Consider the following 17,768-nt stretch of genomic DNA (forward strand, 5'->3'; position numbering starts at 1 on the left):
CCGACCTATGAGATATCGCATCCTCGGCGGCACCGGCATCGAGGTCAGCGCCTACTGCCTCGGCACCATGATGTTCGGCGCGGCAGGCAACCCCGACCACGACGACAGCATCCGCATCATCCACACCGCCCTCGACCGGGGGATCAACTTCGTCGACACCGCCGACATGTACTCGGCGGGCGAGACCGAGGAGATCGTGGGCAAGGCGCTGCGGGGCCGGCGGGACGAGGTGGTGCTGGCGACCAAGGTGCACTTCCCGATGGGGGAGGGGCCCAACCGGGGCGGCAACTCGCGGCGCTGGATCGTGCGCGAGGTCGAGGAGAGCCTCAGGCGGCTGCGTACCGACTGGATCGACCTCTACCAGATCCACCGCCCCGACCACCGCACCGACATCGAGGAGACCCTCTCCGCGCTGACCGACCTGGTGCGGCAGGGCAAGATCCGGGCGTTCGGCAGCTCGGCCTTCCCGGCGCACGAGACGGTCGAGGCCTACCACGTGGCCCGGCAGCGCGGCCTGTACCGCTTCCGCACCGAGCAGCCGCCGTACAACATCCTGGCCCGCGGCATCGAGGGCGACGTCCTGCCCACGGCGCAGCGGCTCGGCATGGGCGTGCTCACCTACAGCCCGCTGGGCTGGGGCTTCCTGACCGGCCGTTACCGCAAGGGGCAGGAGATCGACCTGTCGCGGGGCCGCCCCGCGCTGGCGCCCGACCGGTTCGACCCGTCCGTCCCGGTCAACGCGGCCAAGCTGGAGGTCGTCGAGGAGCTGGTGAAGCTCGCCGACGAGCTCGGCCGCACGCTGCCGGAGCTGGCCGTGGCCTTCGCCGCCGCCCACCCGGCGGTCACCTCGGTCATCCTCGGGCCGCGCACGATGGAGCAGCTGGAGGGCCTGCTGAAGGGCGCCTCGCTGGTGCTCGACGACGCCGTGCTCGACCGGATCGACGAGCTGGTGCCGCCGGGCACCAACGTCTACCAACCCGTCGGCCTCTGGAGCCCCGCCCCGCTGGCCGACCCCGCCCTGCGCCGCCGCCCGCTCGGCGACCGCGCCGCGAGCTGACCCAGGAAGAGGCGCCGGGCCCCGCGCGGGGCCCGGGCGCCGGCCACGCCGGGCAGGACGCGGTCTAGTTGAAGCAGTCCTGCTTCTTGAGGGCGATGCCGTACTCGGTGACCTTGCCACGCGTGACGCCGAAGCTGTAGTACGCCTTCTTGTTGCCGGGGACCGTGATCACGTAGTAGCCGTGGAAGTCCTTCTTGATCTTGGGATAGGCGGCCTTCACCTGCTTGGCGGTGGAGCCGATCCGGATGCCCTCCGGCGTCCTCATCCCCTTCGCGGCGAAGATGGCGGCCAGCCCGACACGCGGCGAGATGTAGATGCCGACCGCGTCCTTGGGGGTCGCGAACTTCTTCAGGTCCCAGCCGGAGCAGCCTTCGCCGCCCGACAGCTTCTTCACCACCTTCCCCGTCGCCGCGGCCTGCTTGGCGGTCATGCCGAGCTTCACGGAGCCGTACCCGTAGGGGCCGAGCGTCGGGGCGGCGGCGGCCTGCGCCGACGCGGCGGTGGCACCGGAGGCCAGCAGCATGCCGGCGAGGAGGGTGGAGCCGATCATCGTCTTCGTCACGTTTGTTTGACTGTGGCACACCGGTGAAAGTTGTCCGCTCTCGTGCCGACGTCTCTCAGAGGCGGGCGGCGAGTGCGGGGTGCCGTGCCACGAGCCGGCTCCACGCCGTGGCGAACACCGCGAGCGTGGACTTGCCGGCCGCCGAAGGGCCGTGGATCACGACGCACACACTGCGCCGGGAGGCTTCGATCATGTGGCGGAAGCTCAGCCCCGGCTCGGGCGGGCGCGGCTAAATGATCATTCCGCCGGTGGCCAGGAGGTTCTGGCCGGTGACCCAGCGTCCGTCCGGCCCCGCCAGGAAGGCCACCACGGCGGCGATGTCGTCGGGACGGCCCAGCCTTCCGAGCGCCGTGAACGGGATGACCCGCTGCAGCGCTTCGGGGGAATTGGTCGCGTGCAGCAGGTCCGTGTCGGTGGTGCCGGGGGAGACGGTGTTGGCGGTGATGCCCCGCCCGCCCAGCTCTCTGGCCGCCACCTTGGTGAACTGCTCGGCCGCCGCCTTGCTGCCCTGGTAGAGGGCGAGCGTCGCCACCGGGAGCGCGGTGTTGAGGGTGGAGATGGTGATGATCCGGCCGTTGTCGCGCATCACCCGGCCCGCCCACTGCAGGGCCAGGAAGACCGAGCGGGCGTTGACGGCGAACACCCGCTCGTACTCGTCGTCGCTGATCTCGGTCATGGGTTTCCGGCCGAGGTCCTGCACGGCGTTGCTGACCAGGATGTCCAGCCCGGGCAGCCGCGCCTCGGCCTCGGCGAACAACCGCTGGAGATCCTCCCTGCTGCCCACGTCGGCCTGGACGGCGTGCGCCCCGGTCTCCTTGGCCACCCGCGTCGCGGCCTCGGCCTCGCGGCGATAGCTGAAGACCACCTCGGCCCCGTCGGCGGCCAGCCGCTCCACGACGGCCCTGCCGATCCCGCGGGACCCGCCCGTCACCACCGCGCCCCGTCCGGAAAGTACGCCCGCGTGGCTCTCGCCGTGATCCATGCCCGTCTCCTTCGTGGTCTTCCCCGCCATCGTGCCCCTGTCCGTCAAGCGGGGGCCACTCGCGCAGGCGGCGACCGGTCCACTGCTCAGCCGCCGGCCGGATGGCTCGGCCGCAGGTCCTGCTCGCCGGCCCACGAGGCGAGCCGGCGTAGGGCGGCGTGGTCAGGACCGCCCGCCGGCGCGGTGACGAGCACGATGATCTGCTCCTGGTCGTCGACGCTGGCCAGCGCCTGCCAGTCGAGGCTGAACGTTCCGGCGGCGGGGTGGTGGACCTGGCTGTGGCCGAAGGGGAGGACCGTGACCAGGTGCTGGCCCCACCAGGTGCGGAAGTCGAGGTCGTGCACGGACAGCTCGCCGACCAGCTCCTGCAGGCGGGACTGGTCCTGGTAGGCGCCGGCGGCCATCCGCAGGCTGGAGACGGCCTCGCGGGCGCGGGCGGGCCAGTCGGTCTGCATGGCCCGGACGTGCGGGTCGAGGAAGATCATGCGGACGTAGTTGCGGTGCTCGGGCGGCAGGGCGGCCAGGTCGCCGAGCAGGGCGGCGCCGAGCCGGTTCCAGGCCAGGATGTCCAGGTAGCGGCCGAGCACCAGGGCGGGGGTGTCGACGAGGTTGGCCAGCAGCCGCAGCGTTTGCGGGGACACCCGCTGGACGGCCGCGTCCGGCCGCCCCGACGTGGCGGGGTCGGCGAGGTGGAACAGGTGCCGTTGCTGGTCGTCGTTCAGCAGCAGGGCGCGGCCGATGGCGGCCAGGACGGAGCGGGAGGCGGTGCGGACGCGGCCCTGCTCCAGCCGGCTGTAGTAGTCGGTGCTGATGCCGGCGAGCTGGGCGACCTCCTCCCGGCGCAGCCCGGGGACCCGCCGGGGGTGGACCGGCTCGGGCAGGCCGTGCTCGGCGGCGGTGACCGCGGCGCGCCGGGCTGCGAGAAAGTCGGCCAGCAATCCTTTCGGGGAGGCGAGGTGCGGGCTGTGCTCGTCCATGTCGTCGAATGATGGCATCAGGGCGGCGATGATTCCGGGAAAACCGTTCCCAGGAACAATTGAGCCTTCCGCCCCCGCCTGGCCGTCGGAGACGGTAGAGGCGGGAAGCGCAGGTGGCCCGGCGGATTCTGGAGGGGGCTGTGGGGCCGACCCGCGCCTTCCCTGTGATTCCACCGCCCTCTTCTCCCGAAAGGGGGCGGTGGAATCAAAGAACGGCGAACGCCCGCCGGACGACGGTAACGGCGTCCACGGCGGGGGCGCCGTCCGGCGCCCGGCGACTCGCGCGGACGCCGGGGGACCGTGCTGGAGATCGGCCCGGTTTACAGGTCATATTTCCATATGGCAATATGAACTCCGTTCCGGCCGGGGCCCTCGACGCCCTCGAACGACGCCTGAAGGAGAACCCATGACCTATGGAACGCTGGAGACGATCGACGGCCGCCCGGCGCTGCGCTTCGAGCGCGTGCTCGCCTACCCGGTCGAGCGCGTGTGGCGGGCGGTCAGCGTGCCGGCGGAGCTGGAGCGCTGGATGCCCGCGGCCGTCGACTGGACGCCGGCGGCGGGCGAGACCTTCGAGTCCTACGGCGAGACCCTGGAGGTGACGGAGGCCGACGCGCCCCACCGCCTCGCGTGGACCTACGCCGGCCAGCCGCACAGCTTCGACCTGGCCGCCCAGGAAGGCGGTTGCCGGTTGGTCTTCACCCACGTCATCGACGACCGCGCGCTCGCGGCGCAGACGGCCACCGGATGGCACACCTACCTCTCGCGGCTCGACCGCCACCTCGCCGGCGGGCACCTGTCCGAAGAGGAGGCGCACCAGGGGTGGGCGGAGACGCACGAACGCTACGCCGAGCGTTTCGGCGTCGATCCGGCACCGGGCCGGCGCTTCGCGGAGGCCCTGAGCGCCGGCCAGGAATGATCGCCCGGGGCCGGCGCAGATCATATTGCCGCATGGTAATGTAAAGGCATGAGTGCCTTCGCTGCTCTGGCCGAGCCGCACCGCAGGCAGATTCTCGACCTGCTGCGTGACGGCGAGCGCTCCGCCGGCGACCTGGTGGAGCGGCTCGACCTCAGCCAGCCCGGGGTGTCCAAGCACCTCAAGGTGCTGCGCGAGGCCGGGCTCGTCGCGGTGCGCGCGGACGGCAAGCGCCGCCTGTACGCGCTGCGCCCGGGCCCCCTCGCCGACGTCGACCAGTGGCTCGCGCCCTACCGCGTGCTCTGGTCGCGGACCCTCGACACCCTCGAACGGCACCTGGACGAGAACCCATGACCGAGGGCACCCTGGAGACGATCGACGGCCGCCCGGCACTGCGCTTCGAGCGCACGCTCTCCCATTCGGTCGAACGCGTGTGGCGGGCGATCAGCACGCCGGCGGAACTGGAGCGCTGGTTTCCCGCGGCCGTCGAGTGGACGCCGGCCGAGGGCGAGATCCTCGACGCCTACGGCGCGACCGGCGAGGTGACGGAGGTCGCCGCGCCCCACCGGCTGGCCTGGACCTTCGGCGGCGAGCAGTACAGCTTCGAGCTCTCGGCCCGTGAGGGCGGCTGCCGGCTGGTCTTCACCCACGTCTTCGGCGACCGCGCGCTCGCGGCGCAGGTGGCGACCGGCTGGCACACCTATCTCGCGCGGCTCGAGCAGCACCTCGCCGGCCGGCACCTCTCCGAACGGGACGCGAGCGAGCCGTGGAGGGAGATCCACGAACGCTACGCCGAGCGCTTCGGCATCGACCCGGCGCCGGGCCGGCGCTTCGCGGAGATGCTGGAAGCCACCGGCGGCGACGCCTGAGGCCGTGCGTGCGGCCGTGCGTGCGGCCGTGCGTGCGGCCGTGCGTGCCGCGTACCCCCGCCCCGTGTCCCCGCCCCGTCGCGCGGCGGGTTACTTGGACTCGACGCGTCCCACCGGGTCGTTCCCCTGCGTCAGCTCCCGGCAGGCCGCCTGCCAGGAGCCGTCGCCGGGCTCGAACCGGCTGCGCAGGTAGGCCGCGGTGAGGCGGCCGAGGGCCGCGACCATCGCCGGGTCGTCGTCGGGGGCCTCCTTGGCGTCGTAGCCGCTGATGCCGCCGAGGAGGTGGTCGGCGCCGAACAGCGTGAGCAGGGTCTTGGGGGCGGGGGCGAGGTGGTAGGGGTCGGCGTGCCAGCCGGGGCCGACGTCGGTGAAGTGCCGGGAGTCGTCCTGGTCGCCGGCGACCACGAGCGCGGGCGTGGTCATCGTGGAGAAGTCGGTGGTGTGGAAGAACGGCACCTGCTCGGCCATCCACCCGTTGAGGATGTCGCCGCCCCTGCCCGGCGCGGCCAGCAGCACGCCGGCCGTGATCCGGGGCTCGACGAGGCTCGCCTCCTGCCCGGTGTCGGGATCGGTGATCCGGGCGCCGAGCAGCAGGGCGGCGGTGTGGCCGCCGAGCGAGTGCCCGGCGACCGCGACCTTGCCGTGGTCGAGGCGCCCGGCGAGCCGCGGCACAGCCTTCTCGATCTCGCCGAGCCGGTCCAGGAGGTGGCTCATGTCCTCGGCGCGCGAGCGCCAGAAGAAGGGGGCTCCGGGCGCGCCGGCCAGGCGGCCGGCGAGGGTGCGGGAGCTGAGGTGGGTGGGCTGGAGGACGGCGAACCCGGCCGCCGCCCAGAGGTTGGCGATGGGAGCGTACCCGTTCATCGAGGAGAGGTTGTTGCTGCCGCCGTGCCCGTGGGAGAGCAGGACGACGGGCAGGCCGGTGCCGGTCGCGGGCACCGAGACGCGGACCTGGAGGTCCACGGGGCGTCCGGGCACGGGCAGGACGACGGGGGCGTACGACAGGACCGGCGCGGGGGCGGTGTCGGTGGAGGCGCTCATGATGTGAGGGGATTCCCTTCTGCGGCCGTGCCGCGGGCCGGCGGTGGCCGGGTGGCGGCAGGCGGATTGGCGGGCGCGTCCCGGCTCGGCTAATCTGAGCGGAACGTTGCTCCACTTATATTCGGATCGTTGTTCCGTTTTGTCAACCGCGGACGAGAGGACCCCTGTGCCCGCCGAGACCCCACCAGGCAGGACGCCGGCCCGCACCAAGCGGGCCGACGCGGTGCGCAACCAGCAGGCGCTGCTCGCCGCCGCCGCCGAGGTCTTCGTCACCTCGGGCGTCGACGCGCCGATCCGCCAGATCGCGGCCAGGGCGGGCGTCGGGATGGGGACGATCTACCGGCACTTCCCGACCCGGGCCGACCTGATCACCGCCGTCTACCGCCACCAGATCGAGGCGTGCGCGAAGGCCGGGCCCGACCTGCTGGCCAGTGCCGGCTCCCCGTTCGAGGCGCTCCGCCAGTGGGTCGACCTGTTCGCGGACTTCCTGGTCACCAAGCACGGGCTCGCCGACGCCCTGCAGTCCGACAGCAGCCGCTTCGCCGCCCTGCACACCTACTTCCTGGAGCGCCTGGAGCCCGTGTGCGGGCGCCTGCTCGACGCCGCGGCCGAGGCCGGCGACATCAGGCCGGGCATCCAGCCCTACGAGCTGATGCGCGGCATCGGCAACCTGTGCATCGGCGGCGACAGCGAACCGCGCTACAACCCCCGCCGGCTGATCGGCCTCCTGCTCCAGGGGCTCAGGCAACCCCCGCCCGCCTGACCCAACAGATCCTCAACACGGTCTCAACCCGCGCGGCCTAGCGTCACCGGCGCACCGTGCGACACGGTGCCCGTCGATCTCGCGAAAGGAAGCGACAGCCATGCGGGTACGTCCGACCAAGACCACCGTTGCCGGCACCTCCGAGGTGGGCTCCCCCTCGCGGGTGCGCCCGGCGAGCAGGGCCGCGGCGGTGCTCGCCACCGTCGGCGCGGTCGCAGGGCTGGCCCTGACCAGCGCCCCTGCCGCCCAGGCCGCCCAGACCGTCCAGGCCGCCGACCCGTGCATCTCGATCCCGGAGCGGGGCCCGAACCTGGACGACGGCTACGGCGTGATGAAGGGGTCGTTCAACCTCAAGAACAAGCCCAAGATCAACGATTGCAACGTCAGGCGCATGTACAGGGGCCAGGTGCTCTACTTCAACTGCTGGCGGAAGAACAACCACGGCAACCTGTGGGTGTACGGGCGGGTCAAGGGCACCCGCACGTACGGGTGGATGTCCGTCGCCAACTTCAGCTCCGTCCACGGCTCCAGCTATCCCATCTGCAACTGGAACGCGAGCAAGGACCACATCTGACGCCGCCTCGCGCCGGGACGCCCCCCGCGCCGGCCGTGACACGACCATGACGCGGCGCGGACGGTGCGGGGACACCGCTGCCCGACAGTGGTGGGGGTCGGCGGCCGGACCGCCGGCGAGGGCGACCAGGCGAAGGAGAAGGCATTGGCACGCGACGGGGAATGGGACCGGCGTTCGGTGGTGCGGGGCGCCGCGGTGCTGGCCGGGGCGGCCGCGGCCGCGCCGCTGCTGGGCGGGGCGGCCAGGGCGCTGTCCGGCGGCGGTGAGGCGGACGCGCTGTTCAGGGCCGGGAGGTTCGAGCAGGCCGGCCGCGCGTACGAGGAGATCCTGCGGACGGACCCCGCCAACGCGCGCGCGGCGCGCCAGCGCGGCTACGTGGCGCTGCTGGCCAACCGGTTCCCCGACGCGGAGAGGTACCTCAAAAAGGCCATCGAGCTGGCCCCCGGCGACAAGGACGCCCACCACCTCCTGGCCGACTGCTACATCCGGCAGGACGAGTTCGCCCGGTCCGTGCCGCACTGGCGGGCGGCCGGCGAGGACGCCTACGCCAGGTGGTTCGCGGCGGTCCGCGGCGAGGCGTACCAGGTGCACGGCGACACCGCGCGGCTGCCCTGGCTGCAGGTGGACCCGATGCCGCTGGTGGAGGTGTCGGTCAACGGCGGGCCGCCGAAGCGCTTCACCTTCTACACCGGCGCCCCGAACCTGGGCCTGACCTCCACGGTGGCCAGGGAGGCGGGCCTGAGCCCGGTCGCCAGCCAGAAGATCGACTTCGAGGGCGGGACGATCTGGGCGCACTACGGGATCCTGGAGTCCTTCAGGCTGGGCGGCATCGAGCTGCGCAACGTCCCCGTGGGCTGGTCGGCGACGGAGGCGGGCGGGGACGTCGACACCGACAGCGACGGCATGATCGGCACGTGGGTCTTCTACCACCTGCTGACCACCTTCGACTACGCGGGCCGCTCGCTGATCCTGCGCCGCCGCACCCCCGAGGCGGCCGGCGAGGCGCGCGCCGCCGCCGCGCGGGCGGGCGCCGAGCCCCTGCCGCTGTGGCTGGCCCGCGAGCAGTACCTTCACAGCAGGGGCAGCGTCGCCGGCTCCGGCTCGCGCGTGGTGGGCGTGAACCTGGGCGGCAGGGGCGAGTCGGCCGCGGTCGTGTTCGGGGACACGGCCGAGCGGCTGGGGATCCGTACCGACTACGACCGCCCGATCGGCACGTTCGCCCACAGCCATCCGGCCGTCACCTATCCCTGCTACCCGAAGGAGCTCCGGCTCGGTGACGCCGTCGCCAGGGGGATCTACTGCGAGAACCACCCGCAGGCCGAGCTCGCCGCCTTGGGGTTCGACGTGCCGGCCGCCTTCTTCCACTGCTTCTACAAGCCCTACAACGTCACCCTCGACTTCACCGGCATGAGCCTCTTCATCGCCCGCGGCGAGGCCGCATGATCACGAAGCCCGGTCCAGGGTGACCGGGCCGAGGGCGGCGGCGGTCCTGACCAGGGCGCGCAGGGCGGGATTGTCGGTATTCGACCGCCACACCAGGGCGAAGTGCAGCGCCGGGGCGTCGCGGAGCGGCAGGAAGACGATGCCGGGCGGGCTGTTGTAGCGGGCCGCGATCTCGCCCAGCGGGTGGACGCACTGCCCCGCCGCGACCAGGGCCATGATCTCGTGGAACGTGCGCGCGGCGGGCCCGCGCGGGACGCGGCGGCCGAGCGGCGTGCGGGTGGGGGCCATGGACGCCACCCAGTACTCGGGCGCACCGGGGCCGAGATCGACCACGTGGTTGTCGGCCAGGTCCTCCAGGGACGCGCTGCCGCGGCCGGCCAGCGGATGGCCGGCGGCCACCGCCAGCACCCGCCCGCTGACGAGCACGGTGGGACCGACCGTGAGGTCGGGCTCGGCCACCGGCAGCCACAGCGCGTGCGCGTCGGCCTCCCCGGCACGCAGCGCGGCGAACGGATTGCCGCCGGTGACCTCGCTGAACTGGATCTCGCCGCCGTGCCGGGCGCGGAACGCCTCGACGAGGGGGCGGAGCACGTGTCCGGCGTGGCCGAAGACGCCCAGCCGCACGGTCCGGGCGGCGGCCAGGCCGGCCGCCTCCGCGCGGGCGAGGCCCTCCTGGAGCAGGTCGTAGGCCTGTCGCAGGTCCTCGCGGAGGCGCCGGCCGATCGGGGTCAGGGCCACCTGCCGGCTGGTGCGGTCGAACAGCGCCACGCCGAGGCGGCGCTCCTGCTTGCTGATCGCCTGGCTGACGCGGGCCTGGGACACGTGGAGCCGTTCGGCGGTGCGGCCGAAGTGCAGCTCCTCGGCGAGCGTCAGGAAGATCTCGATGTCCCTCAGCTCCACTGATAACCCCCATGTTATGGATGGCCCGGTGAATCCTCCATTGTTCCACCGCTGAGCCGCCTGGAAGCTGGACCGGCCAGGACATCCATCGACAAGGCGGGAAAGACCGATGAGTGACATGCAGGTGATCGCCGATCGTGTCGAGATCGAGGCGTTGCGCGGCGAACTCACCGACGCGGTGATGATGCGCGACTTCGATCGCGTCGAATCGTTGTTCACCCCGGACGGCGTCATGCGCTGGCCGCACATCGACAGGGAGTTCGTCGGGCGCGGCGCGATCCGCGCCGGGGTCGAGTGGGGGCAGGGGCTCTGGGAGTTCTTCGTGCAGAACGTCCATCCCGGCACCGTCCAGCTCGACGGCGACACCGCGAGCGGCCGGTCCTACGTCCAGGAGTTCGGCCGGTTGCGTGACGGCGGCTCGTACCTCAACCACGCCCTCTACCACGACCGCTACCGGCGTACCCCCGAGGGCTGGAGGTTCGCCGAGCGCGTCTACGAGATCCGGTACCTCGACACCACTCCGCTCGCGGGCTCGCCGTCGGCCGCCGGTCCGGAGCTCTGATCGGGACATGACCGTGTCCGACGATTCGACCATGCCCGGCGACCTGCCCGGCGACCTGACCGGCGACTACGTCCTCGACCCGGCCCGCAGCCGGATCGGCTTCGTCGCCCGGCACACCATCGGCCCCGAGGTACGCGGCCGGTTCGACGCGTTCGAGGGAGGCGCGCACCTCGACGGCGCCGACCCGTCCAGGTCGCGCGTCGAGCTCACCATCCAGGCCGGCAGCATCCGGACCGGCAACCCCAGGCGCGACGCGCACCTGCGCGGCAAGTACCTCGCCCTGGGCAGCCACCCCGTCATCACCTTCACCTCCGGCCAGGTGCGGCGGACCGGCGGGACCGCCTTCGCGCTCACCGGCGACCTGACCATGCGCGGCGTGACCCGCCCGGTCACCGTGGACCTCGAACTGGCCGGCGTCGAGCCCGGCCCGGCGAGCGGCCCGCGGGTCCTCTTCACGGGCCGCGCCACGATCGACCGCAAGGACTGGGGCGTGAACTGGTCCGCCGCCGCCGGCCTGGTCAGCAGGACGGTGACGCTGGAGCTCGACGTCGCCGCGATCCGGCGGCCTCCGCCCCCGGGCCGGTGACGTCCGGACGTTCGGGCGGGCCGCCTTGACCTGGAGCGCGCTCCACCTCCTAGCGTCGGCGGCGTGGGCTGAACACCACCGACGACAGGAGAAGACACGTGAGGACCGTGCAGCTTGGCCGCACCGGCGAGCAGGTCAGCCAGCTCGCCCTGGGTTGCATGATCATGGGCACCGTCACGCCGGAGGACGAGGCCGTCACGATTCTGGACCGGTACGCGGAGGCCGGCGGCACCTTCCTGGACACCGCCGACTGCTACTGCTGGTGGGAGAACCAGGGCAGCCACGGCGGGGAGAGCGAGGAACTGATCGGCCGCTGGCTGGCCAGGACCGGGCGCCGGGACCAGGTGTTCCTGGCCACCAAGGGCAGCGCCGTCGTCCGCGACCTGGACGCGGTCTGGGCCGACGGCCGGCCCGACTGGGACGCCGCGTACCGGAACTTCGTCGGGGCCGGGGCGAAGACGCTGCGGGACGCGATCGACGGCAGCCTGCGCCGGCTCGGCACCGACCACGTCGACCTGTACTACGTGCACGTGGACGACCGGGCCACGCCGCTGGAGGAGACGCTGGAGGCGCTGGCCGGCATCGTCCAGGCGGGCAAGGTCCGCTACATCGGCTGGTCCAACGTGCGTACCTGGCGGCTGGAGCGGATCCGGCGGCTGTGCGCCGAGCACGGCTGGCCGGCGCCGGTCGCGCTCCAGCAGCAGCACTCCTACCTGCGGCGCCGCGCCGGGCTCCGGCACCTCTCCATCGTGGACGACGAGCAGCTCGACTACCTGGAGACGCACGACGACCTGACCCTCGTGGCGTACTCCCCGATCCTCAAGGGCATCTACGACGATCCGGCCAAGCGGCAGGGCCACGCGGCGATGAACCCGTACCAGGGGCCGGATGCCGAGGCCCGGCTGGCCGCGGTCGCCGAGGTGGCCGCCGAGGTCGGCGTGACCCCGAACGCGCTGGTCCTCGCCTGGCTGATGCACCAGACCTCGCCGACGATCGTGCCGCTGATCGGGCCGCGCACCCTCCAGCAGTACGAGGCGGCGCTGCCGGCCCTCGACGTCAAGCTCACCGATCAGCAGCTCGGCCGCCTCGACAGCGCCGGCGCCTGACCCGCGCGGGCGGGGCCCCGGCTCAGGGGCCCGCCCGCGTCACAGGTCGATGATGATCTGCTTCCGGGCGGGCGGCCAGCCGGTCGGCCGTCGCGGCGAGCACGGCCCTCGCGTCCGGCGCCGCGGCCGTCCGCACGTCCGCCCGTCCAGGAGGGGCCCTGCCACGAAGCCGCCGGCCATCACCGCGCTGACCGCGGTCGAAGTGTGATCCATGCCACCCGCCCGCGAGCCGCGCCGCGGATACCCGCGCTGGCTAAGGTGGGCAAGTGATCTTTACAAGAAATCGGAGACGTAGTCAGATCCTTGGTGGCATGGCCGCCGGCGTCGTCCTGCTGAGCGGTCTCGCCGCGCCCTCCCCGGCGGCCGCCGCCGAGGAGGGCACCGGCCTCGCGCGGCACCTGCGGCAGACCCTCGACCGGTTAGCGTTCGAGCAGGTCCTCGACACCGCCCCGCCGGCGACCGCGGCCGAGCTGAACGCGCTGCGGGCCGGCGACGTCGAGAAGGAGGCGGCGCCGCCGCCGAAGCAGGCCGAGCTGCGTGCCGCGGCCGCCGCGGCCGAGCCGATCGCGCAGCAGCCGCAGATCGACCTGACCGTCATCGAGCTCGACCGGCTCGGCCGGCCCGTCTCCTCCGGCACCGTGCTGATGAGCCCGCAGTACCCCGACGGGAAGATCGTCCCGGTGGACCGCGACCTGCACACCACCGCCGTGCGCTGGCGGCAGTGGGACGACGCCGGCTGGTACGCCAACAAGGCGCAGGGCACCATCGACATCCTCCCCGGCCGCGAGAACGCCCCCCTCGACTTCATGTCCCCCTACCCGGCGTCCGTGCTGAAGCTGATGGTGGCCTTCGGCGTGCTGCGCCTGGTGGACCGGGGCGAGCTGGCCCTCGACGACACCTATGACTACCAGCCGACGACGGTCAGCTCGCTGTGCGGCCCGGCCGGCAGCGACACCGTCCGCGACTACCTCGACGCCTCGCTCACCTGGTCCTCCAACGCCGCCACCTGCGCCCTGGTCAAGCTGCTGCACGACCGCGGCGCGGTCGACGGGCTCAACCAGACCTTCCAGGACCTGGGCCTGGAGACGTTGCAGCTGAAGAACACCAACCCGGCCAACGGCGCCCGCTGGGGCAACCCGGTCACCATGACCTCTCTGGACACGGCCAAGCTGCTCATGCTGGTCAACGGCGGCCAGGGCGTCCTCTGGCGCACGCCCGCCGGCACGGCGGTCACCGCCGCCGCCCTGAGCCCCGCCTCCCGCGCGTTCTTCACGGGCAAGCTGGCCGAGCAGGGCATGAACATCGCCCTATCCACCACCAACTGGTGCGGCGCGAGCTATCCCGCCCAGGGCATCCCGCAGCTCACGCCGCCGCGCTGGATCGCCGCCGACGGCACCGTGACCATCCCCGGCCAGGGGATCTCCTACGGTCACGACGTGCGGCCCTGCGACAGCGCGGCCGAGGTGACGTACGCCCACAAGAACGGCTGGGTCAACAACTCCGGCGCCGAGGCGGGCATCGTCAAGGCCCTGTCCGGCAAGGGCGGCCGCAGCTACGTCGTCGCCGTCTTCTCCAACCTCGGCTACCAGTACGTCGACGCCGACCGCCCGACGTCGGGCGCCGAGAACGTCTGGTTCACCGAGAAGTTCGCCAAGCTGGGCAAGGCCATCGACGCCTACGAGAAGCAGCGCCACTGACGAGGTGATCCCGGCCCGCGCGGCGGGACCCCGTACGGCGGTCATGACCGCTGACCCGCCGCGCGCGGCCGGGGGAGCAGGCGGAGGGCGAGCAGGCCCAGCGCCAGGTGGAGCGAGCCCGCCACCACGGCGACCGCGTGCAGGCCCGTGACGAAGGCCGCCCTCGCCTCGGCCGCGACCGCGGGCGCGAGAGCCGGGAGCTGGAGGGTCTCCTCCAGCGTGGGGGCCGCGTCCGGTCCCCACAGCCGGAACACCACGACGGCCAGCGAGCCCAGGAGCGCGATGCCGAGGGCGTTGCCGATCTCGTTGCTGGTCTCGGCGATGGCGCCCGCCGCGCCGGCCCGGTCCGGGGGGACCGCGCCCACGGCGGTGTCGGCGACGACGCTGAAGCAGATGCCGTAGCCGACGCCGGTGACGACCGTGGAGGCGACGTACCAGCCGGCCCCGCCGGCCGCGGCCGACGCGGGGAGCAGCAGGAGCAGGCCGCCCGCGATGGACAGGTGGCAGGTGACGAGGGCCGCCCGCTTCCCGATCCTGTCCACCACGAAGGGCGTGACGACGCAGGTGACGGTCAGCACGGCGGCGCCCGGCAGCGCGAGCAGCGCCGCGTCCAGGACCGGCAGGCCGAGGACGGACTGCAGGTAGACGCCCGCCAGGTAGGCCGTCGCCGACCACGCCGCCAGGGGCAGCAGCCCGGTGACGACCGACACCGCGAACACCCGGTCGCGGAAGAGCGAGAGGTCGATCAGCGGGTGCGGCAGGCTCCGCTGCCTGAGGACGAACCACGCCAGCAGAGCCGCCCCCACGGCCCCCAGCAGCAGCGGGACCGGCTCCGGCCCCTCGGCGGCGGCGCGCTTGAGCGCGTAGACCGCGAGCAGCAGCCCGGCCGCCGAGCTCACCACGCTGGGCACGTCGATCCGGCCCGCGCGGGCCGCGCGCACCTCCCTGAGGAGGAACGGCGCCAGAACCAGGAACAGCCCGACCACCGGCAGGTTGATCAGGAAGACCGCGCCCCACCAGAACCGCTCCAGCAGGACGCCACCGGCCACCGGCCCGATCGCGAACCCCGCCGCGAACGTGGCGGCGAAGACACCGATGGCCCGGGCCCGCAGCCGCGGATCGGGGAACAGCTCGCTGAGCACCGCCAGCCCCGACGGCAGCAGGGTCGCGCCCGCCACCCCCATCAGCGCGCGGGCGACGATCAGCAGCTCCGGGCCCGGGGCGAACGCCGCCGCCGCCGAGCCGGCCCCGAACACCGCCGCGCCGGTCATCAGCAGCCGCAGTCTGCCGTACCGGTCGCCGACGTTGCCGAAGGCGATCAGCAGCGAGCCGACGGCGAAGCCGTAGACGTCGAGGATCCACAGGGCCTGGTCGGCGGTAGGCGTGAGGGCCCGGCTGATCCGCGGCATCGCCAGGAACAGGATCGATCCGTCCATGGAGACCAGCAGGACGGGCCCCAGGACCACCAGCAGGCCGAGCCAGGCACGCAGGCCCGGCGCCTGATACGTGAGCTGTCGAGACATGGTGCCGACCCTCCACCGGGACGGGCCCATCGAGCCATCCCCCTGCCGTGGGTGCACCTGACAGGTGCACCCACGCGCGTGCGGCGCGCCTTACGCTCGAAGCCGTGGAAGGACTTGGGGCATTTCTGAAGAGCCGCCGCGACCGGATCACGCCCGAGCAGGCCGGGCTGCGTACCTTCGGGACCGCGCGCCGGGTTCCCGGCCTGCGCCGCGAGGAGCTGGCCCACCTGGCGGGGGTGAGCGCCGGCTACTACACGCGGCTGGAGCAGGACCAGGCGGGCACCGCCTCCGCGCAGGTGCTCGACGCCCTGGCCCGGGTGTTGCGGCTGGACCCGGTGGAGACCGCCCACCTGCACAACCTGGCCAGGCGGCCGGCCAGCCCGCGCCTGTCCGCGCCGCCCGTGGAGGAGCCCCACCCCCGGGTGCTCGCGCTCCTGGAGAACCTGGCGGACTCGACCCCGGCGCTGGTTCTCGGCCGCCGGGGCGACGTGCTGGCGTGGAACCGCACGGGTCACGCGCTGTTCGCCGAGCACCTTCCCTTCGACGCGCCCTGGCGGCCGGACGGCCGCCCGTCCGTGCCGCGGATGTTCTTCCTGGACCCGCTCACCCGCGACCTGCACCGCAACTGGGAGGAGCTGGCCCGCATCCACGTCGCCTACCTCCGGCTCACCGCGGGCCGGTTCCCCACCGACGCGCGCCTGGCGGAGCTGATCGGCGAGCTCACGATGCGCAGCGACGAGTTCACCGGGATGTGGGCCGCCGGGGAGGTCTCCGACTGCACCGTCGGGACGATGCACCTGCGCCATCCCACGGTCGGCGCCCTGAGCGTCGACTACCAGGTCTGGTTGCAGCCCGACAGTCCCGATCACCGGCTGGAGGTCTACACCCCGAACGACCCCGGCTCGGCGGACGCGCTGCGCCTGCTCGCGCGGACCGGCGCGGAAGCCGGGGCCGCGCGCGCCGGTGGGGAGGGTGTTCGGTCAGGCGCGTAGCGCGTCGAGGAGGCGGGACAGCGCCGCCTGAGTGCCCGCCAGGTCGGCCGGGGCGGACTGCGCCAGCCACAGCGCGGCCTCGTTCATCGCCCCCGACAGCAGGCGGGCCAGCGGCGCGACCGGCTGGGCGGGGATGGTGCCGTCCGCGACCAGGGCGGACAGGGCCTCGGTCAGGTGCTGGAAGGCGGCGGCCTCGTCGAGCGCGCGCCACTCGTTCCAGCCGAGCACCGCGGGGCCGTCGATCAGCATGATCCGCTGCACCTCCGGGTCGGCGCCGGCCGCGACGAACGCCGCGCACCCCGCCTTGAGCCGCGCCCACGGGTCGCCCTCCGCCTCGGCCGCCGCGGCCACCCGGCCGGCCACCTCGCGGTGCACGTCCTCCAGCACGGCCCGGAAGAGGTCGGTCTTGCCGCCGCTGAAGTGGTGGTAGAGGGCGCCTTTGGTGACGCCGGACTCGCGGACGATCTCCGCCACCCCCACCCCGGCATAGCCCCTGGTCGCGAACAGGCGCCTGCCCGTGGCGAGCAGGGTGCGGCGGGTGCGCTCCTTCTGCTCCGTCCTGGTCCCCGTCCTCGTCACCGTGTCCCCTTTGACATACCGATGGTATCTCAAATAGCGTACCCTCGCATACCGTCGGTATGTGAACTGCGGAGGAGGAGGCGGAGCGCATGGAGCTGAGCAGCGTGTACCCGGTGGTGTGCACGGCCGACCTGGCGGCCTCGAAGGATTTCTACGTCCGGTTGTTCGGTTACGAGGTGGCCTTCGAGGCCGACTGGTACGTGAGCCTGCGGCGCGGGCCGTACGAGCTGGCCCTGCTCGACCACGAGCACCCGACGCTGCCCGCCGCCCACCGCCGGCCGGTGGCGGGGCTGCTGATCAACTTCGAGGTCGCCGACGTCGACGCCGAGTGGGAGCGGCTGGTCGTCCGCGAGGGGCTGAGGCCGGAGCTGGCGCTGCGCGACGAGGACTTCGGCCAGCGCCACTTCATCGTCGCCGACCCGAACGGCGTCCTGGTGGACGTGATCACGCCGATCCCGCCGTCCCGGGAGTACGCGGCGCGGTACGCGCCCCTGTGACGCCGCCGCCCGGACCCCGCGCCGTCCGCGCTCCGCCGCCCTGGCCGCACGGGCTCGGCTTCCAGAGTGAACGTCCGCCTGTCCCCGGTAACGGTCCCCGGGCTGCCCTGCGGGAGCCGGATCCGCCTCTCCCCGTCGCGGATGA

General features: G+C 73.1%; 21 protein-coding genes. 13 read left to right on the plus strand and 8 right to left on the minus strand.

Features of this window, described 5'->3' with window-relative positions; translation table 11 throughout:
* Positions 1 to 7: 7 nt before the first annotated feature.
* Positions 8 to 1,057, plus strand: coding sequence for an aldo/keto reductase (locus AB0H75_RS30075; RefSeq protein ID WP_367801968.1), 1,050 nt, complete (start codon positions 8 to 10; stop codon positions 1,055 to 1,057).
* A gap of 64 nt (positions 1,058 to 1,121) precedes the next feature.
* On the opposite strand, the gene AB0H75_RS30080 is transcribed toward AB0H75_RS30075, so the two are convergent.
* The 4 genes from AB0H75_RS30080 to AB0H75_RS30095 all read right to left on the minus strand — a co-directional run bounded on the left by AB0H75_RS30080 (position 1,122) and on the right by AB0H75_RS30095 (position 3,596).
* On the minus strand, positions 1,122 to 1,619 hold the full coding sequence (locus AB0H75_RS30080; RefSeq protein ID WP_367801970.1) for a hypothetical protein: 498 nt from the start codon (positions 1,617 to 1,619) through the stop codon (positions 1,122 to 1,124).
* Between the two features lie 55 nt (positions 1,620 to 1,674).
* The gene (locus tag AB0H75_RS30085; RefSeq protein WP_367801972.1) at positions 1,675 to 1,812 is read right to left on the minus strand and encodes a hypothetical protein; all 138 of its coding nucleotides are present in this window, start codon (positions 1,810 to 1,812) and stop codon (positions 1,675 to 1,677) included.
* Positions 1,813 to 1,848: 36 nt separating this feature from the next.
* On the minus strand, positions 1,849 to 2,601 hold the full coding sequence (locus AB0H75_RS30090; protein WP_367801974.1) for an SDR family oxidoreductase: 753 nt from the start codon (positions 2,599 to 2,601) through the stop codon (positions 1,849 to 1,851).
* 86 nt (positions 2,602 to 2,687) lie between these two features.
* Positions 2,688 to 3,596, minus strand: coding sequence for a helix-turn-helix domain-containing protein (locus AB0H75_RS30095; protein ID WP_367801977.1), 909 nt, complete (start codon positions 3,594 to 3,596; stop codon positions 2,688 to 2,690).
* Positions 3,597 to 3,984: 388 nt separating this feature from the next.
* On the opposite strand from AB0H75_RS30095, the gene AB0H75_RS30100 reads away from it, so the two are divergent.
* Genes AB0H75_RS30100 through AB0H75_RS30110 form a run of 3 tightly spaced genes read left to right on the plus strand, consistent with a single transcriptional unit; the run spans position 3,985 to position 5,363 of the window.
* On the plus strand, positions 3,985 to 4,497 hold the full coding sequence (locus AB0H75_RS30100; protein ID WP_367801979.1) for an SRPBCC domain-containing protein: 513 nt from the start codon (positions 3,985 to 3,987) through the stop codon (positions 4,495 to 4,497).
* Between the two features lie 48 nt (positions 4,498 to 4,545).
* A complete protein-coding gene (locus tag AB0H75_RS30105) occupies positions 4,546 to 4,848 on the plus strand; it encodes an ArsR/SmtB family transcription factor (RefSeq protein WP_367801981.1) in 303 nt (100 codons plus the stop codon).
* Entirely contained in the window at positions 4,845 to 5,363 is a 519-nt protein-coding gene (locus AB0H75_RS30110; RefSeq protein WP_367801983.1) for an SRPBCC domain-containing protein, read from the plus strand. The genes AB0H75_RS30105 and AB0H75_RS30110 overlap by 4 nt, the downstream gene beginning before the upstream one ends.
* A 90-nt stretch (positions 5,364 to 5,453) precedes the next feature.
* On the opposite strand, the gene AB0H75_RS30115 is transcribed toward AB0H75_RS30110, so the two are convergent.
* On the minus strand, positions 5,454 to 6,401 hold the full coding sequence (locus tag AB0H75_RS30115) for an alpha/beta hydrolase family protein (protein WP_367801985.1): 948 nt from the start codon (positions 6,399 to 6,401) through the stop codon (positions 5,454 to 5,456).
* Positions 6,402 to 6,567: 166 nt separating this feature from the next.
* On the opposite strand from AB0H75_RS30115, the gene AB0H75_RS30120 reads away from it, so the two are divergent.
* The 3 genes from AB0H75_RS30120 (at position 6,568) to AB0H75_RS30130 (ending at position 9,181) form a co-directional block, all read left to right on the plus strand.
* Positions 6,568 to 7,164, plus strand: a complete 597-nt coding sequence (locus AB0H75_RS30120) for a TetR/AcrR family transcriptional regulator (protein WP_367801987.1) — start codon at positions 6,568 to 6,570, stop codon at positions 7,162 to 7,164.
* A gap of 100 nt (positions 7,165 to 7,264) precedes the next feature.
* Positions 7,265 to 7,738: a hypothetical protein gene (locus tag AB0H75_RS30125; RefSeq protein ID WP_367801989.1), complete on the plus strand. Its 474-nt coding sequence runs from the start codon at positions 7,265 to 7,267 to the stop codon at positions 7,736 to 7,738.
* A 144-nt stretch (positions 7,739 to 7,882) separates the two neighbouring features.
* Positions 7,883 to 9,181 (plus strand): aspartyl protease family protein, encoded by a 1,299-nt coding sequence (locus AB0H75_RS30130; RefSeq protein ID WP_367801991.1) that lies wholly within the window; start codon positions 7,883 to 7,885, stop codon positions 9,179 to 9,181.
* Here AB0H75_RS30130 and AB0H75_RS30135 read toward each other — a convergent pair whose 3' ends face one another.
* On the minus strand, positions 9,182 to 10,081 hold the full coding sequence (locus AB0H75_RS30135; protein ID WP_367801993.1) for a LysR family transcriptional regulator: 900 nt from the start codon (positions 10,079 to 10,081) through the stop codon (positions 9,182 to 9,184).
* 109 nt (positions 10,082 to 10,190) lie between these two features.
* Here AB0H75_RS30135 and AB0H75_RS30140 point away from each other — a divergent pair, with 109 nt between their 5' ends.
* The 4 genes from AB0H75_RS30140 to AB0H75_RS30155 all read left to right on the plus strand — a co-directional run bounded on the left by AB0H75_RS30140 (position 10,191) and on the right by AB0H75_RS30155 (position 14,032).
* The gene (locus AB0H75_RS30140) at positions 10,191 to 10,643 is read left to right on the plus strand and encodes a nuclear transport factor 2 family protein (protein ID WP_367801995.1); all 453 of its coding nucleotides are present in this window, start codon (positions 10,191 to 10,193) and stop codon (positions 10,641 to 10,643) included.
* A gap of 7 nt (positions 10,644 to 10,650) precedes the next feature.
* Positions 10,651 to 11,229, plus strand: a complete 579-nt coding sequence (locus AB0H75_RS30145) for a YceI family protein (protein WP_367801997.1) — start codon at positions 10,651 to 10,653, stop codon at positions 11,227 to 11,229.
* A gap of 98 nt (positions 11,230 to 11,327) precedes the next feature.
* Positions 11,328 to 12,335, plus strand: a complete 1,008-nt coding sequence (locus AB0H75_RS30150) for an aldo/keto reductase (protein WP_367801999.1) — start codon at positions 11,328 to 11,330, stop codon at positions 12,333 to 12,335.
* A gap of 311 nt (positions 12,336 to 12,646) precedes the next feature.
* A complete protein-coding gene (locus AB0H75_RS30155; protein WP_367802001.1) occupies positions 12,647 to 14,032 on the plus strand; it encodes a serine hydrolase in 1,386 nt (461 codons plus the stop codon).
* A 41-nt stretch (positions 14,033 to 14,073) separates the two neighbouring features.
* Here the strand turns inward: AB0H75_RS30155 and AB0H75_RS30160 are convergent, their stop codons facing one another.
* On the minus strand, positions 14,074 to 15,555 hold the full coding sequence (locus tag AB0H75_RS30160) for an MFS transporter (protein WP_367802003.1): 1,482 nt from the start codon (positions 15,553 to 15,555) through the stop codon (positions 14,074 to 14,076).
* A gap of 104 nt (positions 15,556 to 15,659) precedes the next feature.
* Here AB0H75_RS30160 and AB0H75_RS30165 point away from each other — a divergent pair, with 104 nt between their 5' ends.
* Positions 15,660 to 16,547 carry a helix-turn-helix transcriptional regulator gene (locus AB0H75_RS30165; RefSeq protein ID WP_367802005.1) on the plus strand — a complete coding sequence of 296 codons (888 nt, stop codon included), beginning with the start codon at positions 15,660 to 15,662 and terminating at the stop codon, positions 16,545 to 16,547.
* Here the strand turns inward: AB0H75_RS30165 and AB0H75_RS30170 are convergent.
* Positions 16,536 to 17,126 carry a TetR/AcrR family transcriptional regulator gene (locus AB0H75_RS30170; protein ID WP_367802006.1) on the minus strand — a complete coding sequence of 197 codons (591 nt, stop codon included), beginning with the start codon at positions 17,124 to 17,126 and terminating at the stop codon, positions 16,536 to 16,538. The two genes, AB0H75_RS30165 and AB0H75_RS30170, sit on opposite strands and share 12 nt — an antisense overlap.
* Positions 17,127 to 17,215: 89 nt before the next feature.
* Here AB0H75_RS30170 and AB0H75_RS30175 point away from each other — a divergent pair, with 89 nt between their 5' ends.
* The gene (locus tag AB0H75_RS30175; protein ID WP_367802008.1) at positions 17,216 to 17,623 is read left to right on the plus strand and encodes a VOC family protein; all 408 of its coding nucleotides are present in this window, start codon (positions 17,216 to 17,218) and stop codon (positions 17,621 to 17,623) included.
* Positions 17,624 to 17,768 lie beyond the last annotated feature (145 nt).

This window comes from Nonomuraea sp. NPDC050783, assembly GCF_040802095.1.
Taxonomy (GTDB): Bacteria; Actinomycetota; Actinomycetes; order Streptosporangiales; family Streptosporangiaceae; genus Nonomuraea.

Excerpts from the sequence above, each read along its gene's own strand:
- AB0H75_RS30175 (WP_367802008.1), top strand. The coding sequence starts at position 17,216 with ATGGAGCTGAGCAGCGTGTACCCGGTGGTGTGCACGGCCGACCTGGCG.
- AB0H75_RS30140 (WP_367801995.1), top strand. The coding sequence starts at position 10,191 with ATGAGTGACATGCAGGTGATCGCCGATCGTGTCGAGATCGAGGCGTTG.
- AB0H75_RS30110 (WP_367801983.1), top strand. The coding sequence starts at position 4,845 with ATGACCGAGGGCACCCTGGAGACGATCGACGGCCGCCCGGCACTGCGC.
- AB0H75_RS30100 (WP_367801979.1), top strand. The coding sequence starts at position 3,985 with ATGACCTATGGAACGCTGGAGACGATCGACGGCCGCCCGGCGCTGCGC.
- AB0H75_RS30155 (WP_367802001.1), top strand. The coding sequence starts at position 12,647 with ATGGCCGCCGGCGTCGTCCTGCTGAGCGGTCTCGCCGCGCCCTCCCCG.
- AB0H75_RS30145 (WP_367801997.1), top strand. The coding sequence starts at position 10,651 with ATGACCGTGTCCGACGATTCGACCATGCCCGGCGACCTGCCCGGCGAC.
- AB0H75_RS30095 (WP_367801977.1), bottom strand. The coding sequence starts at position 3,596 with ATGCCATCATTCGACGACATGGACGAGCACAGCCCGCACCTCGCCTCC.
- AB0H75_RS30085 (WP_367801972.1), bottom strand. The coding sequence starts at position 1,812 with ATGATCGAAGCCTCCCGGCGCAGTGTGTGCGTCGTGATCCACGGCCCT.
- AB0H75_RS30075 (WP_367801968.1), top strand. The coding sequence starts at position 8 with ATGAGATATCGCATCCTCGGCGGCACCGGCATCGAGGTCAGCGCCTAC.
- AB0H75_RS30090 (WP_367801974.1), bottom strand. The coding sequence starts at position 2,601 with ATGGATCACGGCGAGAGCCACGCGGGCGTACTTTCCGGACGGGGCGCG.
- AB0H75_RS30115 (WP_367801985.1), bottom strand. The coding sequence starts at position 6,401 with ATGAGCGCCTCCACCGACACCGCCCCCGCGCCGGTCCTGTCGTACGCC.
- AB0H75_RS30160 (WP_367802003.1), bottom strand. The coding sequence starts at position 15,555 with ATGTCTCGACAGCTCACGTATCAGGCGCCGGGCCTGCGTGCCTGGCTC.
- AB0H75_RS30105 (WP_367801981.1), top strand. The coding sequence starts at position 4,546 with ATGAGTGCCTTCGCTGCTCTGGCCGAGCCGCACCGCAGGCAGATTCTC.
- AB0H75_RS30125 (WP_367801989.1), top strand. The coding sequence starts at position 7,265 with ATGCGGGTACGTCCGACCAAGACCACCGTTGCCGGCACCTCCGAGGTG.